13 protein-coding genes and 1 pseudogene are annotated in these 15,267 nt (G+C 70.8%); 12 read left to right on the top strand and 2 right to left on the bottom strand.

The genetic code is table 11. The features are described from left to right. Positions 1-7: 7 nt before the first annotated feature. The 11 genes and pseudogenes from ACWH49_RS20055 to ACWH49_RS20005 all read left to right on the top strand — a co-directional run bounded on the left by ACWH49_RS20055 (position 8) and on the right by ACWH49_RS20005 (position 11,279). Positions 8-1,153 carry a branched-chain amino acid ABC transporter permease gene (locus ACWH49_RS20055; protein ID WP_448173067.1) on the top strand — a complete coding sequence of 382 codons (1,146 nt, stop codon included), beginning with the start codon at positions 8-10 and terminating at the stop codon, positions 1,151-1,153. After that, positions 1,150-2,403 carry an ABC transporter substrate-binding protein gene (locus ACWH49_RS20050; RefSeq protein ID WP_448173066.1) on the top strand — a complete coding sequence of 418 codons (1,254 nt, stop codon included), beginning with the start codon at positions 1,150-1,152 and terminating at the stop codon, positions 2,401-2,403. The genes ACWH49_RS20055 and ACWH49_RS20050 overlap by 4 nt, the downstream gene beginning before the upstream one ends. A gap of 20 nt (positions 2,404-2,423) precedes the next feature. Beyond that, on the top strand, positions 2,424-3,251 hold the full coding sequence (locus tag ACWH49_RS20045; RefSeq protein WP_448173065.1) for an ABC transporter ATP-binding protein: 828 nt from the start codon (positions 2,424-2,426) through the stop codon (positions 3,249-3,251). Further along, positions 3,251-3,745 (top strand): annotated as a pseudogene (locus ACWH49_RS20040) (ABC transporter ATP-binding protein); the annotation flags it as partial. The gene ACWH49_RS20045 and the pseudogene ACWH49_RS20040, both read left to right, overlap by 1 nt. 516 nt (positions 3,746-4,261) lie before the next feature. Next, complete coding sequence (locus tag ACWH49_RS20035; protein WP_448174372.1) at positions 4,262-5,476, top strand: Tm-1-like ATP-binding domain-containing protein; 1,215 nt, start codon at positions 4,262-4,264, stop codon at positions 5,474-5,476. 12 nt (positions 5,477-5,488) lie between these two features. Continuing rightward, on the top strand, positions 5,489-6,319 hold the full coding sequence (locus ACWH49_RS20030) for a phosphoenolpyruvate hydrolase family protein (RefSeq protein WP_448173064.1): 831 nt from the start codon (positions 5,489-5,491) through the stop codon (positions 6,317-6,319). A 12-nt stretch (positions 6,320-6,331) separates the two neighbouring features. Next, positions 6,332-8,023, top strand: a complete 1,692-nt coding sequence (locus tag ACWH49_RS20025) for a flotillin family protein (protein WP_448173063.1) — start codon at positions 6,332-6,334, stop codon at positions 8,021-8,023. A 3-nt stretch (positions 8,024-8,026) separates the two neighbouring features. Then, entirely contained in the window at positions 8,027-8,467 is a 441-nt protein-coding gene (locus tag ACWH49_RS20020) for an SRPBCC family protein (RefSeq protein ID WP_056468096.1), read from the top strand. Further along, a complete protein-coding gene (locus tag ACWH49_RS20015) occupies positions 8,467-9,930 on the top strand; it encodes an SRPBCC family protein (RefSeq protein WP_448173062.1) in 1,464 nt (487 codons plus the stop codon). The genes ACWH49_RS20020 and ACWH49_RS20015 overlap by 1 nt, the downstream gene beginning before the upstream one ends. Before the next feature lie 24 nt (positions 9,931-9,954). Then, the gene (locus ACWH49_RS20010; RefSeq protein ID WP_448173061.1) at positions 9,955-10,320 is read left to right on the top strand and encodes a VOC family protein; all 366 of its coding nucleotides are present in this window, start codon (positions 9,955-9,957) and stop codon (positions 10,318-10,320) included. A gap of 17 nt (positions 10,321-10,337) precedes the next feature. After that, the gene (locus tag ACWH49_RS20005) at positions 10,338-11,279 is read left to right on the top strand and encodes an alpha/beta hydrolase (RefSeq protein WP_448173060.1); all 942 of its coding nucleotides are present in this window, start codon (positions 10,338-10,340) and stop codon (positions 11,277-11,279) included. Here the strand turns inward: ACWH49_RS20005 and ACWH49_RS20000 are convergent. Together ACWH49_RS20000 and ACWH49_RS19995 are read right to left on the bottom strand one after the other, a co-directional pair. After that, positions 11,269-11,922, bottom strand: coding sequence for a DedA family protein (locus ACWH49_RS20000; RefSeq protein ID WP_448173059.1), 654 nt, complete (start codon positions 11,920-11,922; stop codon positions 11,269-11,271). The genes ACWH49_RS20005 and ACWH49_RS20000 overlap by 11 nt on opposite strands. A gap of 47 nt (positions 11,923-11,969) precedes the next feature. Beyond that, positions 11,970-13,190, bottom strand: coding sequence for an HD-GYP domain-containing protein (locus ACWH49_RS19995; RefSeq protein WP_448173058.1), 1,221 nt, complete (start codon positions 13,188-13,190; stop codon positions 11,970-11,972). A gap of 225 nt (positions 13,191-13,415) precedes the next feature. On the opposite strand from ACWH49_RS19995, the gene mutL reads away from it, so the two are divergent. After that, a complete protein-coding gene (mutL, locus tag ACWH49_RS19990; protein ID WP_448173057.1) occupies positions 13,416-15,254 on the top strand; it encodes a DNA mismatch repair endonuclease MutL in 1,839 nt (612 codons plus the stop codon). Positions 15,255-15,267 lie beyond the last annotated feature (13 nt).

Below are 15,267 nucleotides of genomic sequence, written 5' to 3'. Positions count from 1 at the left end.
CAGGGCGATGAATTCGTCGGCGGCGGCGGCCACCGCCGCGCGCGCGTCGCACGGCGCTGTCGTGCAGCCGCTGCGGCCCGCGGACACCGCGCCGCGGCCCTCTGCCGACCCGTATACCTGGCTCGCGAGCCGGCTGCGCACGGTGCGCTGGCGCCACGCGATCGTCGCCGCGTTCGTGCTCGCCTACCCGTTCTTCGCGACGCCGTTCTTCACGTTCCAGATCGGCGCGCAGTCGCTCGCGCTGGGCCTGATCGCGCTGTCGCTGACCTTCCTCGGCGGCTATGGCGGCATGGTGTCGCTCGCGCAGATGACGGTCGCCGGCTTCGCGGCGTACCTGCTGGCGATCTTCGGCAGCAGCAGCAACGCCGCGATCAGCCTGGGCTGGCCGTGGTGGCTGGCGCTGGCGTTCGCGCTCATGCTGGCCACCGTGTTCGCTGCCGCGATCGGCTGGCTCTCGGTGCGCACCGAAGGCATCTACACGATCATGATCACGCTGGCGATCGGCGTCGCGTTCTTCTACCTCGCGCAGCAGAACTACACGCTGTTCAACGGCTTCCAGGGCTTCAGCAAGCTCGCCGCACCCACGGTGTTCGGCATCGACTTCGCACAGCCGATGGCGTTCTACTTCCTGGTGCTGGCGTGCGCGGTGGCGGGCTACTTCTTCGTCAAGCACCTGATCCGCGCGCCGTTCGGCATCGCGCTGCAGGGCATCCGCGACAACCCGCGGCGCATGGCCTCGCTGGGCTTCAACGTCACCGCGCACCGGGTCGGCGCCTATGCGGTCACCGGCTTCCTTGCCGCGGTCGGCGGCGTGCTGATGGTCTGGTACAACGGCCGGATCTCCCCCGGCACGGTGGGCACCGGCGCGATGATCAACATCCTGATCGTCGCCGTGCTCGGCGGCATGCGGCACCCGATCGGCGCGTTCATCGGCGCGATCGTGTTCGTGCTGCTGCAGAACTTCGCGATCGACCTGGTCGACCGCGAACGCTTCAACCTCGTGATCGGCGGCGTGTTCCTCGCCATCGTTCTCTTCTCTCCCGACGGGCTGCTTGGGCTGTGGCAGAAGCTGCGCACTCGCCTGTCGTCGAACCGTGTCACTCACCCGCGGCACAGACCGCATTCATCAACGAAGAGCAGGAGCGAGACATGAGCAAGTACGGCAAGGTATTCGCGCGGAGCCTGATCGGCGCTGCGGCGACGTTCGCGGTGGTCGGCTTTGCGCAAGCCCAGGAAACCCTGAAGATCGGGCTGCTGGCCTCGCTGGAAGGCCCGTTCGCGGCGCCGGGGCAGGATGGCATGCGCGGCGCCGACCTGGCGCTGAAGCAGAAGAACGGCATGGCCGGCGGCAAGAAGATCGAGTTCGTCAAGGTCTCGTCCGACGCGACGCCCGACAAGGCGGTCAACTCGACCCGCAAGGCGGTCGAGCAGGACAAGGTCCAGATCATGATCGGCCCGCTGTCGGGCGACGAAGGCATCGCGGTCAAGAACTACGCGAAGACGCAGCCGAACGTGACCTTCATCAACGGCTCGTCCGGCGCGCAGGCGGCCACGCTGACCGACCCGGCGCCGAACTTCTACCGCTTCAACACCGAGGGCGCGCAGTGGATGGTGGGCCTGGGCGAGCACGCGCTCGGCAAGGGCTACAAGAAGGTCTACCTGATCGCCGAGGACTACGGCTTCCCGTACTCGCAGGTGCAGGGCTTCATGGCCAGCTACTGCGCCAAGGGCGGCAAGGTGCTCGACAAGGCCTGGGTGCCGCTGGGCACCAAGGACTACTCGTCGGTGATCGCCAAGATCCCGAAGGACATCGACGCACTGGTCGTCGTGCTCGGCGGCTCGGACGCCGTCAACTTCCTGACGCAGTACGAGCAGGCCGGTGGCGACAAACCGATGGTCGGCGGCTCGATCACGGTCGACCAGACGGTGCTGAACTTCAAGGGCAAGCGCCGCGAGTCGCTGCTCGGCACCGCCTCGGCCGGGCCGATGGCCGATTCGATCGACACGCCGGAGTGGAAGAAGTTCGTTGCCGACTACAAGGCGAACTTCAAGGACGGCTTCCCGAGCCCGTCGCTGTTCGCCTACCTGTACTACATCAACACCAAGGCTGCGCTCGATGCGCTCGACGCGGTCAAGGGTGACCTGTCCGGCGGCCAGAAGGCGTACCGCGACGCGCTGCAGAAGACCAACTTCAAGGGACCGGCCGGCGACGTGAAGATCGACGCCAACCGCAACGGCGTCGGCACGACCTACATCACCGAGGTGGCCAAGGCGGCCGACGGCTCGTTCTACAACAAGGTCGTCAAGTCGGTGCCGAACATCTCGCAGACGCTCGGCCTGCCGGAAGCGGACTTCAAGAAGATGGGCCTGGGCACCCGCGACGTGCCGGACTGCAGGAAGTAAGTCGGGAAGGCAGCGCGACGATGGCCTCGATCACCTCGCTCAGGACAGCGGCGCCGCGCGGCGCGGAGGCCGCATCGGCGACGAACCCCGGCGGGCAACTGCTCTCCGGCGACGCGCTGACCCTGAGCGGCGTGACGCGGGCCTTCGGCGCGTTGCGGGCCGTCGACGACGTGACACTGAACGTCGCCGCCGGCCAGAAGTACGCGATCCTCGGCTCGAACGGCGCCGGCAAGACCACGCTGTTCAACGCGATCACCGGCGACTTCCCGCCGACCGCGGGCCGGATCCATTTCTTCGGCGAGGACATCACCGACCTGCCGCCGCACGAGCGCATCCGCAAGGGGCTGCGGCGCACCTACCAATCCTCGCTGCTGTTCCGAGACCTGACCGTGCGCGACAACCTGTTCCTCGCGGTGCGCGGCGTCGCCAGTGGCCGGTTCAGCTTCATGCGGCCGCGCGCCCACCAGGCGTCGACCGTGGCGACCGACGACCTGCTCGAGCGCGCGCGCCTGTCGCACATCGCCGACGAGCTGGTCGCGAACCTGGCGCACGGCCAGCAGCGCCAGCTCGAGATCGGCATGGCGCTGGCCGGGGCGCCGCGGCTGATCCTGTTCGACGAGCCGGCCGCCGGCCTGTCGCCGGCCGAGCGCCGTGAGCTCGTCACGCTGCTGACCTCGCTGCCGGCGCACATGAGCTTCGTGCTGATCGAGCACGACCTCGACATCGCGCTGCGCGTCGTCGACCGCGTGACGGTGATGCACAACGGCCGCGTGTTGCGCACGGGTTCGCCGACCGAGATCGAGAACGACGCACAGGTTCAGGCGATCTACATGGGGAGCAAGCACTGATGGCTTGGTTCTCGAAGGAGCGCAACGAGACGAAAGCCCGCGGCCCGGTGCTCGTGGTCGAGGGCCTGGATGTCTATTACGGCCGCGCCCACGCGCTGCAGTCGGTCAACCTCTCTATCGATCACGGCGTGCTCGGCATCGTCGGGCGCAACGGCATGGGCAAGACCACGCTGTGCAACGCGATCACCGGCCTGGTACCGGCGCGCGGCAGCGTGCGCCTGCTCGGCGAGGAGATCCTCGGTCGCGCGCCGAACGAGATCACGCGCCGCGGCATCGCCTACGTGCCGCAGGGCCGGCGCGTCTGGCCGTCGCTGTCGGTCGACGAGACGCTGCGCCTGGTGGCGCGCCACCGGCGCGAGGTCGACCGCGTCTACGCGATGTTCCCGCGTCTCGCGGAGCGCAAGGGCAACGGCGGCGCGCAACTCTCGGGCGGCGAGCAGCAGATGCTGGCGATCGGCCGCGCACTGCTGCTCGAGCCGAAGCTGCTGGTGATGGACGAGCCGACCGAGGGCCTCGCGCCGGTCATCGTCGAGCAGGTCGCGCAGGCGCTGCGCGACCTCGCCGCCGACGGCGAGATCGCGGTGCTGCTGATCGAGCAGAACCTGGGCGTCGCGATGTCGGTGGCCGACCGGATCGGCGTGATGGTGAACGGCCGGATCGCGCAGGAGCTGCCGATCGCGCAGCTCGCGGCCGACCGCGAGTTGCAGGAGCGCCTGCTCGGCGTGCGCTCGGGCGGCCCCGACGACGCCGAACCCGGTATCGCTGCAGCGCCCGCCCCCGACGACGCCGCGCCGATGCAGGTCTACACCGTGCGGCGCGCGCACGGCGACGGCGCGCCGTCGCTCGACAGCGTCGCGCCGAACACGGTGCGCGGCTTCACCCGCTGGAACGCGGGCGGCACGGCCGCGCCGGCCGCCGACATCCCGCGCGCTGCGCCGCCACCCGAGCCGGCGCGCCCAGCGGCCGCGCCGGCACCGCAGGTCTTCGACTTCCCGGTCGCCGCCAGCAGCGTGCGCGCGGCCTACGTCGTCGGCACCTTCGACACCAAGGGCCGCGAACTGTTCTTCCTGCGGCAGTGCCTGGACCGGCTCGGCCTGCGGGTGGTCACGGTCGACCTGTCCACCTCCGGCAAGACGTCAACCGCCAGCGTGCACCCGCGCGAGGTCGCGCGCCACCACCCGCGCGGCGAGACCGCGGTGTTCGGCACCGACCGCGGCGAGTCGACCGCGGCGATGGCGCTCGCGTTCGAGGCCTTCGTCCGCACCCGGCGCGACCTGGGCGGCATCATCTCGGCCGGTGGCTCGGGCGGCACCTCGATGGCGAGCCTTGGCATGCGGGCGTTGCCGATCGGCTGCCCCAAGGTGATGGTCTCGACGATGGCCAGCGGCGACACGCGCCCCTACGTCGGCCCGAGCGACATCTGCATGATGTATTCGGTCACCGACGTGCAGGGCATCAACCGGATCAGCGAGAAGGTGCTCGCGAACGCCGCCCACGCACTGGCCGGCATGATCGCGCACCCTGCCCCGGCCTCGGACATCACCAAGCCGGCGCTCGGCCTGACGATGTTCGGCGTCACGACCCCGTGCGTGCAGGCGGTGACGAAGCGGCTCGAAGCGGAGTACGACTGCCTGGTGTTCCACGCCACCGGCGTCGGCGGCCAGTCGATGGAAAAGCTGGCCGACTCGGGCCTGCTCGCCGGTGCGATCGACGTCTCCACCACCGAGATCGCCGACGAGATCGCCGGCGGCGCGTTGTCGGCCGGGCCGACGCGGCTCGACGTGTTCGCGCGCCACGCCCTGCCCTACGTCGGCTCGTGCGGCGCGCTCGACATGGTGAACTTCGGCGCCTGGGACACGGTGCCCGAGCGTTTCCGCGCCCGCAAGCTGTACCGCCACAACCCGACCGTGACGCTGATGCGGACCACGATCGACGAGAACCGCGCGATCGGCGCGTTCATCGCCGCCAAGCTGAACGCGATGCGCGGGCCGGTGCGCTTCCTGATCCCCGAGGGCGGCGTCTCGGCGATCGACCGGCCCGGTCAGCCGTTCCACGACCCGGAGGCCGACCGCGCGCTGTTCGCGGCGATCGAACAGGATTTCCGCGGCGGCATCGACCGGAAGCTGATCCGCCTGCCGCTGCACATCAACGAGGAGGCGTTCGCCGACGCGCTCGTCGTCGCCTGGCGCGAGATCGCCCAACCCGCGGCCGCGCGCCGCGCCTGACCCGCCCATACCATGCCGCGCATCGCCCGCACCGAACTGCTCGCCCGCTTCCGCGCCAAGATCGCCGCCGGCCAGCCGATCATCGGCGGCGGCGCCGGCACCGGCCTGTCCGCCAAGTGCGAGGAGGCCGGCGGCATCGACCTGATCGTGATCTACAACTCGGGCCGCTACCGCATGGCCGGCCGCGGTTCGCTGGCCGGGTTGCTGGCCTACGGCAACGCGAACGAGATCGTCTGCGACATGGCGCGCGAGGTGCTGCCGGTCGTGCGCCACACGCCGGTGCTGGCGGGCGTCAACGGCACCGACCCGTTCATGATGCCCGAGCAGTTCCTGCGCCGGCTGATCGACCTGGGCTTCTCCGGCGTGCAGAACTTTCCGACCGTCGGCCTGATCGACGGCACCTTCCGCGCCAACCTCGAAGAGACCGGCATGGGCTATGGCCTCGAGGTCGACCTGATTCGCCAGGCCCGCGCACTCGACCTCCTGACCACACCGTATGTGTTTTCCGAGGCCGATGCGCGCGCGATGGCCGGCGCCGGCGCCGACATCGTCGTGTGCCACCTCGGCCTGACGACCGGCGGCGCGATCGGCGCCGAGACCGCGCTGACGCTGGACGACTGCATCGGCCGCATCAACGTGTGGGCGGCCGCCGCCAAGGCCGTCGACCCCGACGTGATCGTGCTCTGCCACGGCGGCCCGATCGCGACCCCCGAAGACGCGCAGACGGTGCTCGCGCACTGCCCTGCGTGTCATGGCTTCTACGGCGCCAGCTCGATGGAGCGGCTGCCCACCGAGGTGGCGCTCACCGAGACCACCCGGCGCTTCGTGCAGATCAAGAGATAACAGGAGACGACCATGTCCGGTTCGCAGTTCGGCAGTTTCATCCTCGGCCTGATCGTCGTTGCGATCGTCGTCGCGATCGTCGTGTGGCTCATGCACTGGCTCTACCTTCGCAGTTCGAAGGAGCGCGCATTCGTGCGCACCGGCCTGGGCGGCCAGAAGGTCGTGCTCGATGGTGGCGCCTTCGTGCTGCCGATCGTGCACGACGTGATCCCGGTCAACATGAACACGCTGCGGCTCGAAGTGAGCCGCGGCCGCGACAAGGCGCTGATCACCAAGGACCGGATGCGGGTCGACGTGATCGCCGAGTTCTACGTGCGCGTCGCGGCCCGGCCCGAGGCGGTCGCCAACGCGGCGCAGACGCTCGGCCTGCGCACGATGGAGCCCGACCAGCTGAAGGAACTGGTCGAGGGCAAGTTCGTCGACGCGCTGCGCACCGCGGCGGCCGAGATGACGATGGAGGAGCTGCACGAGAAGCGCGGCACCTACGTGAAGCGGGTGCGCGAGACCGTGGCCGAGGACCTGACCAAGAACGGCCTGGAGCTCGAAGCCGCGTCGCTGACCCAGCTCGACCAGACCGGCATGGAGTTCTTCAACCCGAGCAACGCGTTCGACGCCGAGGGCCTGACCCGCCTGACCGAGCAGATCGAGCACCGCAAGAAGCAGCGCAACGACGTCGAGCAGGACACGCTGATCGCCATCCGGAACAAGAACCTCGAGGCGGAGAAGCTCTCGCTCGAGATCGACCGCGAGGGCGAGTACGCGCGCCTGAGCCAGCAGCGCGAGGTCGAGATCGCCCGCGCCCGTCAGCGCGCCGAGGTCACGACCGAGCGCGCCCAGCGCGAGCAGGCCGCCGAGGGCGCGCAGATCGCGGCGAAGCAGACGATCGACACCGCGCGCATCCGCTCCGAGCAGACGCTCGAGCAGGAGCGCATCGGCAAGGAGCGCGCGATCCAGGCGGCCGAGATCGAGCGCCGGATGACGATGGAGCTGGCCGAGCAGCAGCGTTCGATCGCGATCGCGCGCGAGAGCAAGGCGCAGAGCGAGGCCCAGGCCGAGGCGGAGATCGCCCGCGCGCTGGCGATCTCGGCCGAGGAGAAGGTGTTCACCGCGCGCGAGGTCGAGATGGCGGAGCGCAAGAAGGCCATCGACCTGATCGGCGCCGCGCAGATCGCCGAGCGCGACGCGCTGCGCCTGACGTCTGCGGCGCAGGCCGAGAAGGCCGCGAGCGCCGACCGCGGCGATGCGGTGCGCGCCCAGGCCGAGGCCGATGCCGACGCCGACAAGATCCGCTCGATGGCGATGCGCCTGCGCGCCGAGGTCGAGGCCGAGGGCCTGCAGCTGATGAACACGGCCCACAACATGCTGAGCCCGGAGGCGCGCATGTCGGCGCTGCGGCTGCGGCTGGTCGAGAAGGCCGAGGGCATCATCCGCGAATCGGTGCGCCCGCTGGAGCGCATCGAGGGCATCAAGATCCTCCAGGTGGACGGGCTCGGCGGCTCGGGCGGCGGCCCCGGCAGCGAGAACGGCCATGGCGGCAACTTCTCGGACAGCGTCGTCAACTCGGCGCTGCGCTTCCGCGCCCAGGCGCCGTTGGTCGACCAGCTGCTGCGCGAGATCGGCATCGAGGGCGGCGACATCCAGCGGCTCGTCGGCAGCGCGAGCGGCGCACAGGCCTCGCTGCCGCCGGCGCCAAAGAAGGACTGATCGATGGTGCAGGTCTACGCCTCCAGCGTCATCGACGCCAGCGCCGACAACGTCTGGTCGCGCATCCGCGATTTCAACGGGTTGCCGCAGTGGCACCCCGCCATTGCCGACAGCCGGATCGAGAACGGCCAGCCGGCCGACCGCGTCGGCTGCATCCGCCACTTTCATCTGCGTGACGGCGGCATGATCCGCGAGAAGCTGCTGGCGCTGTCCGACTACGACTACAGCTGCAGCTACGAGATCCTCGAGAGCCCGATGGGCGTGACGAACTACGTCGCGACGCTGAAGCTGACACCGGTCACCGACGGCGGCCGCTGCTTCGCCGAATGGAGCGCCGAGTTCGAGTGCGACGCGGGCCGCGAGCGCGAGCTGGTCGAATCGATCGGCGGCGGCGTGTTCCAGGGCGGCTTCGACGCGTTGAAGCGCCACTTCGGCGGGCGTTGATGCTGCAGCGCGTCGTCCGCTCCACGGTGATCGATGCGCCGATCGAGCGCGTGTGGGCGGTGCTGCGCGACTTCAACAGCCACGACCAGTGGCACGACGTGGTCGAGTCGAGCCGGATCGAGGGCGACGAGCGCAGCGACCAGGTCGGCTGCGTGCGCAGCTTCAGCCTGCGCGACGGCAACCGCATCCGCGAGCAGTTGCTGACGCTCTCGGACACCGAGCACAAGAGCACCTACTGCATCGTCGAGGCGACCGTACCGCTGCAGCGCTATGTCGCGACGCTGACGCTCAAGCCCATCACCGACGGCAACCGCACCTTCTGGCACTGGGAATCGACCTTCGCGACGCCCCCCGGCCGCGAGCGCGAACTGCGCGACATGGTGGCGCAAGGCGTCTACGAAGCCGGCTTCGCGAACCTGCGCCGCCACCTGGAACGCGGCGGTGACCTGCAGCCGCGCGGCAGTGCCCCGTTGCCCACCGCGCTGTCACTGCCGACGCGGCAGGTGGCCGTGCACCGCTACGGCGGCGCCGACGTGCTGCAGCCCGAGGACGCGCAGGCACCTGCGCCGGCAGCCGGCGAGGTGCGGATCCGTCAGCGCGCGATCGGCGTGAACTACCTCGACGTGTACCTGCGGCGGGGCTGGATCCCCGGCATGCTGCCCCTGCCCGGCGTGCCGGGCATGGAGGCGGCGGGCAGCGTGATCGACGCAGGCGCTGGCGTCGGCGGGCTGCTGCCGGGCGACCGCGTGGCCTACCTCGGCCCGGTGCCGGGGGCTTATGCCGGCGTGCGCAGCGTGCCGGCCGACTGGGTCGTGCGCCTGCCCGCGGCGGTCGAGGACGACGTCGCCGCCGCGCTGCTGCTGAAGGGCATCACCGCCGACTACCTGCTGCGCGACCTCGGCCACGTCGGCCCCGGCACGCGCCTGCTCGTGCACGCGGCCGCCGGCGGCCTCGGCCTGCTGGTGTGCCAGTGGGCGCGGCGCCTCGGTGCGGTCGTGCTCGGCACGGTCTCGACGCCGGAGAAGGCACGGGTCGCGCGCGAGCACGGTTGCGAGCACGTCATCGTCACCGCCGACTACCGCTTCGCCGACGTGGTGCAGCGCACCTGTGGCGGGGCCGACGTGGTGATCGACGGCCTGGGCGACGCGGCCCGCGACGAGAACCTGGCCGCGCTGGCGCGGCGCGGCCACTGGATCAGCCTGGGCCAGGCGACCGGCGCGCTGGCGCCGCTGCCGCCGGATGCGCTGGTCGCCAAGTCGCTGAGCTTCTCGCGGCCGGTCGTGTTCGACTACGTCGCCACGAACGCCCAGCTCGCCGAGCGTGCGCAGCGGGTCTGGGCCGCGCTGGCCGACCGCACGCTGACGCCGCCGCGCATCGAACGCTATGCTCTGGAGGCCGCAGCCCAGGCGCACGCGCGGCTCGAGTCGCGCGGCTCGATCGGCGCGCTGGTCCTGACGGCTTGAGGAGATGACGGGATGATCGTCGGCATGAACCACTTCACCATCGTCGCCGAAGACGAAAGGAAGACGCTCGATTTCTACGTCGGCCTGCTCGGCATGACGGTCGGGCCGCGGCCCGACCTGGGGTTTCCCGGTGCGTGGCTGTATGCCGGCGCGCCGCAGGCGGTGCTGCACATGTACTTCGACCGGCCGGTACCGACGCAGCGCGCCGGCGTGATCGACCACATGGCGTTCACCGCGACCGACCTGCGCGCCGTGAAGGCACGCTTCGACGAGTCGGGCACCAAGTACGACCTGCGCCGCCAGGTCGGCGCCGGCACCTGGCAGCTCTTCACCTACGACCCGAACGGCGCGAAGGTCGAACTCGATTTCGACGCCGCCGAGACGCTCTGACCCTCACCCACACCACCATGCTGCACCCCCAAGCCCGCGCCCTGCTCGACCTGATGGAGCAACGCCAGATCCCGCCCACCCACACGCTGAGCGTCGCCGATGCGCGCGCGTTCTATCGCGAGCGCCGCGGCGTCACCCAGCCCACGCCGCCCGACATGGCGCAGGTGCGCGACCTGCAGGCCAGCGGGCCGCACGGGTCGATCCCGCTGCGCGCATACCGGCCGCTCGGCGCCGCCGACGACGCGGCGCTTCCCGTGCTCGTCTACTACCACGGCGGCGGCTGGGTGATCGGCGACCTGGACACCCACGACACGCTGTGCCGCGAGCTTGCGAACGGCGCGGGCTGCGCGGTGGTCGCGGTCGACTACCGGATGGGGCCGGAGCACCCGTTCCCGGCCGCCGTCGACGACTGCGTCGCCGCGACCCGCTGGGTGCATGCCCACGCGGCCGAATTGCACGTGGACGCGACACGCCTTGCCGTAGGCGGCGACAGCGCCGGCGGCAACCTCGCCGCCGTCGTCTCGCTCACCGTGCGCGACGGCGGCGATCTGCCGATCGCGTTCCAGCTGCTGATCTACCCGGCGACCGATCAGCGCCGCGGCCACGCCTCGCACACCGAGAACGCGCAGGGCTATCTGCTGACCCGCGACACGATGGACTACTTCACCGGCCACTACATCAGGGACCGGGCGCAGTACACCGACTGGCGCGCCTCGCCGCTGCTCCACGAGGACCTGGGGCGGCTGCCGCCCGCGCTGGTGCTGACCGCCGGCTTCGACCCGCTGCGCGACGAGGGCAAGGCCTATGCCGAGCGACTGACCGCGGCGGGCAACCGGGCGAGCTACGTCTGCTTCGACCGCCAGATCCACGGCTTCGTGACCATGGGCAAGGTGCTCGACGAGGCGAACACCGCGGTCGCGCTGTGCGCGGCCGAACTGCGGCGCGCCTTCAGGGCGTGAGGGCAGCCTGCTTGCGGCGCGCCCGCCAGGCCCCCGCGATCACCAGCAGGCCCGGCAGCAGGATCGCGCCCCAGATGATCTTGTCCAGGTGCCGCTGGACCCACGGGATGTTGCCGAACAGGTAGCCGGCCAGCGTCACGCCGCCGACCCACAGCACCGCGCCGACGACGTCGAAGAAGGTGAACTTGCGCCGCGTCATCTGCGCGACGCCGGCCACGAACGGCGCGAACGTGCGCAGGAACGGCATGAAGCGTGCGGCGACGATCGTCACGCCGCCGTATTGCTCGTAGAACGCGTGCGCCTGGTCAAAGGCCTTCTTGTTGAAGAAGCGCGAGCTCTCCCACTGGAACACCCGCGGGCCGAAGTGCCGCCCGATCATGTAGTTGCTCTGGTTGCCCAGGATCGCCGCGGCGATCAGCAGCGCGATCACCAGCGGCAGGCTCATCAGCCCGGCGCCGCACAGCGCGCCGACGACGAACAGCAGCGAATCGCCGGGCAGGAACGGCATCACCACCACGCCGGTCTCGACAAAGATGATCAGGAACAGCAGCGCGTAGACCCAGGCACCGTAGGCCTCGACGAAGGTGCGCAAGTGCACGTCGACGTGCAGGATGAAGTCGAGCAGTTGGTGAAGGATTTCCATGCGGCTCGATTATCGCGGTGCGACGTCGCACCCCCTGCGCGCAGCAGTCAGGCGGCGCTGTCCAGGCCTTCGACGTCGTCGAGCCAGGTGGCGACCGCGGCCGGGAACGCCTGCCCGCCGGCGCCGGCGCGCCAGCGACGGCGCAACTGGTTCGCGCTGGCACGCAGGTTCCAGCGCAGTTCGTTCTGCAGCGCCCACAGTTCGGCACGCAGCCGGCTGTCGGGCTCGGTCAGCTGGCCTAGGAAGTCGAGCTGCTCGGGCGTGATACCGGCGCCGACCAGCATTCGGTGCAGCCGCTCGGCCTGCTCCGCCATGACCTTCAACACGGCACGGCCGGGCGCGTCGAGCGCCGGGGCCGAGTCGGCCGCCGCGGTGTGCCACTGGGTCAGCAGGCCGTCGAGCGTGCGCAGCTGCGCGACCGATTCCGGGATCGTCGCGTCGACCTCGCCATCGGCCGGTGGCAGCGCACGGAGCAGGCGGTGGATCGACGGCACCAGGCTCGGATCGAAGCGCTTGGGGTTGACGCGTAGCAGCAGCGAGACGCGCTGATCGGGCCGCTCGCGGTCGCCATCGAACATCGCGGTGACGACCTCGCACAGCGACAGCAATCGCCCGAGCGGGCTGATCGACTCGCCCGCGAGACCGCGCGGGTAGCCGGCGCCGTCGAGCACCTCGTGGTGCTCGAGCACGGCGCGCGCCACCTGCGTCGGGTACTCGTGGAAGCGCGCGATGAGCATCGAGCCGGTGACCGGGTGCGCGTACAGCGGGCGTCGTTCGTCGCCGCTCAGCGTGTTGCCGGCGTCGAGCAGCTCGGCGTCGATGTGCAGCATGCCCAGGTCGTGCAGCAGGCCGGCACTCGCGGCGACCGTCATGTCGTGGATCGGCGCCCCGCCCTCGCGCACCAGGTGCGCGCAGAGCAGCGCCATCAGGATGCTGTGCTCGAAGATCGCCGGCCGGGTCTCGCGCGCCAGCGTCAGGTGGAACGCGACCGGGCGCGGCAGCGGGATCGCCTCGATCGACTGCAGCAGCATGCTGCGGACCCGCCCGGGCGGCCCCATCAGCGCGAAGAACGGCCAGCGCGCCATCGCCGCCTCGGCCGCCTCGCGCAAGGCCATGCCGCTGACCAACGGGCCGCCTTCGATGCTTTCGTCCAGCGGCGCCGCGAGGCGGTGCACGAGCAGTCGGTCGTGCAGCGTCGCGTCGATCTGGACGCCGCCCTCGAGCAACTTGATGCCCTGGTGGTTGTAGATCGCGCGCGAGGTGGTCACCGGCCGCTTCTGGCCCAGCTGCGTCACCGCGCGCAGAAAGGCGGGGCTTTCAACGGGCGGGGCGACGGCGGTCGATGGGGACGGATCAATCATGGGGTACTGCGGATGACTGAAAGCGCATTGTGACCGAGAGGCGACCCGGCGCGATCCGTCGATTTGGCGCCCCAAGCCCGCCCAATTGGCGGCTTCGGGCGACGCCCCTGTCGCGCTTCCTACAATGCGCCGATGAACGCCGTGCTCCAGCCGCAGCCGCGCCGCCCGATCCGCGAGCTGCCCGACGAACTCGTCAGCCAGATCGCCGCCGGCGAGGTCGTCGAACGGCCGGCCTCGGTGGTGCGCGAGCTGGTCGACAACGCGCTCGACGCCGGCGCGACCGAAATCGCGGTCAAGCTGGTCGCCGGTGGCATCCGGTCCATCGTGGTCGAGGACGACGGCGCCGGCATCCCGGCCGACGAACTGCCCTTGGCGCTGCGCCGCCATGCCACGAGCAAGATCGGCTCGCTGAGCGAACTCGAAGGCGTCACGACGATGGGCTTCCGCGGCGAGGCGCTGGCCGCGATCGCCTCGATCGCCGAGCTCTCGATCGCCAGCCGCACCGCCGACGCCGCCCACGCGCAGCGCCTGGACGCACGCTCCGGCGAGCTGGTGCCGGCGGCGCGCGGCACCGGCACCAGCGTCGAGGTGCGCGAACTGTTCTTCGCGACGCCGGCCCGGCGCAAGTTCCTGAAGACCGAGGCGACCGAGTTCGCCCACTGCGTCGAGGCGGTGCGCCGCCATGCGCTGGCGCGGCCCGAGGTCGCCTTCACGGTGTGGCACGACGGCAAGCTCGCGCAGCAGTGGCGTCGCGCCAGCGCCGAGCAGCGCGTGATCGACGTGCTGGGCGAGGACTTCGTCGCGCAGAGCCGACCACTGGCGATCGAATCGGGCGTGCTGCGCATCGGCGGCCGCAGCGGCACGCCCGAGGCGGCACGCGCCCGCGCCGACCAGCAGTACGTCTATGTCAACGGCCGCTTCGTGCGCGACAAGCTGATCGCCCACGGCGTGCGCTCGGCCTACGAGGACGTGCTGCACGGCGGGCGCCAACCGGCCTACGTGCTGTTCATCGAGATCGCGCCGGACCGGGTCGACGTCAACGTGCACCCGACCAAGGTCGAGGTGCGTTTTCGCGAATCGCGCGAGGTGCACCAGGCGGTGCGGCGTGCGGTCGAGACGGCGCTCGCGATCCCGCGTGCGGGGGCCGTGCCGCCGACCAGCGTCGCGGTCGACGCCGCGAAGCCCACCGCGCCGGCGTTCTTCGCGGGCGCGCCGCGGCGCTACGACGGCGCCCGGCAGGCGTCGCTCGGACTGCAGCAGCTCTCGACGCTGTATGCGCAGGAGTTGCCGGCCCGCTGGAACGGCCAGGCCGCGCCCGGGCCGACCGTGTTCGGCACCGGCACCGGCGACGCGTCGGCGCCCGTCACGCCGGCGGCCGACGCCGAGGGCTGGCCGCTCGGCAAGGCGATCGCCCAGGTCGCGGGCATCTTCGTGCTGGCCGAGAACGCCCATGGGCTCGTGATCGTCGACATGCACGCGGCCCACGAGCGCATCGTCTACGAGCGCCTGAAGGCGAGCCTCGGCAGCGCCGCGATCGAATCGCAGCCGCTCCTGATCCCGGCGACCTTCGCGGCGACGCCGGCCGAGATCGCGACGGCCGAAGCGCAGGCCGACAACCTGCGCGCGCTCGGGCTCGACGTGGCGCCGCTCTCGGCCGCGGTGCTCGCGGTGCGCTCGCAGCCCGCGGCGCTGGCCGGCGGCGACGTGGTCGAGCTCGCACGCAGCGTGCTCGCCGAGCTGGCGCAGTTCGATGCCAGCACGGTGATCCAGCGCGCGCAACACGAGATCCTGTCGACGATGGCCTGCCACGGCGCGGTGCGCGCCAACCGCCAGCTCACGCTCGACGAGATGAACGCGCTGCTGCGCGACATGGAGCGCACCGAGCGCATCGACCAGTGCAACCACGGCCGTCCCACCTGGCGCCAGATCACGCTGAAGGAACTCGACGGCCTGTTCTGGCGCGGCCGTTGAACTTTTCGCAGAG

The sequence above is a fragment of the Rhizobacter fulvus genome (assembly GCF_964020785.1).
Note: the sequence above shows the minus strand (reverse complement) of the source record. Positions and strands in the feature narration are given on the sequence as shown.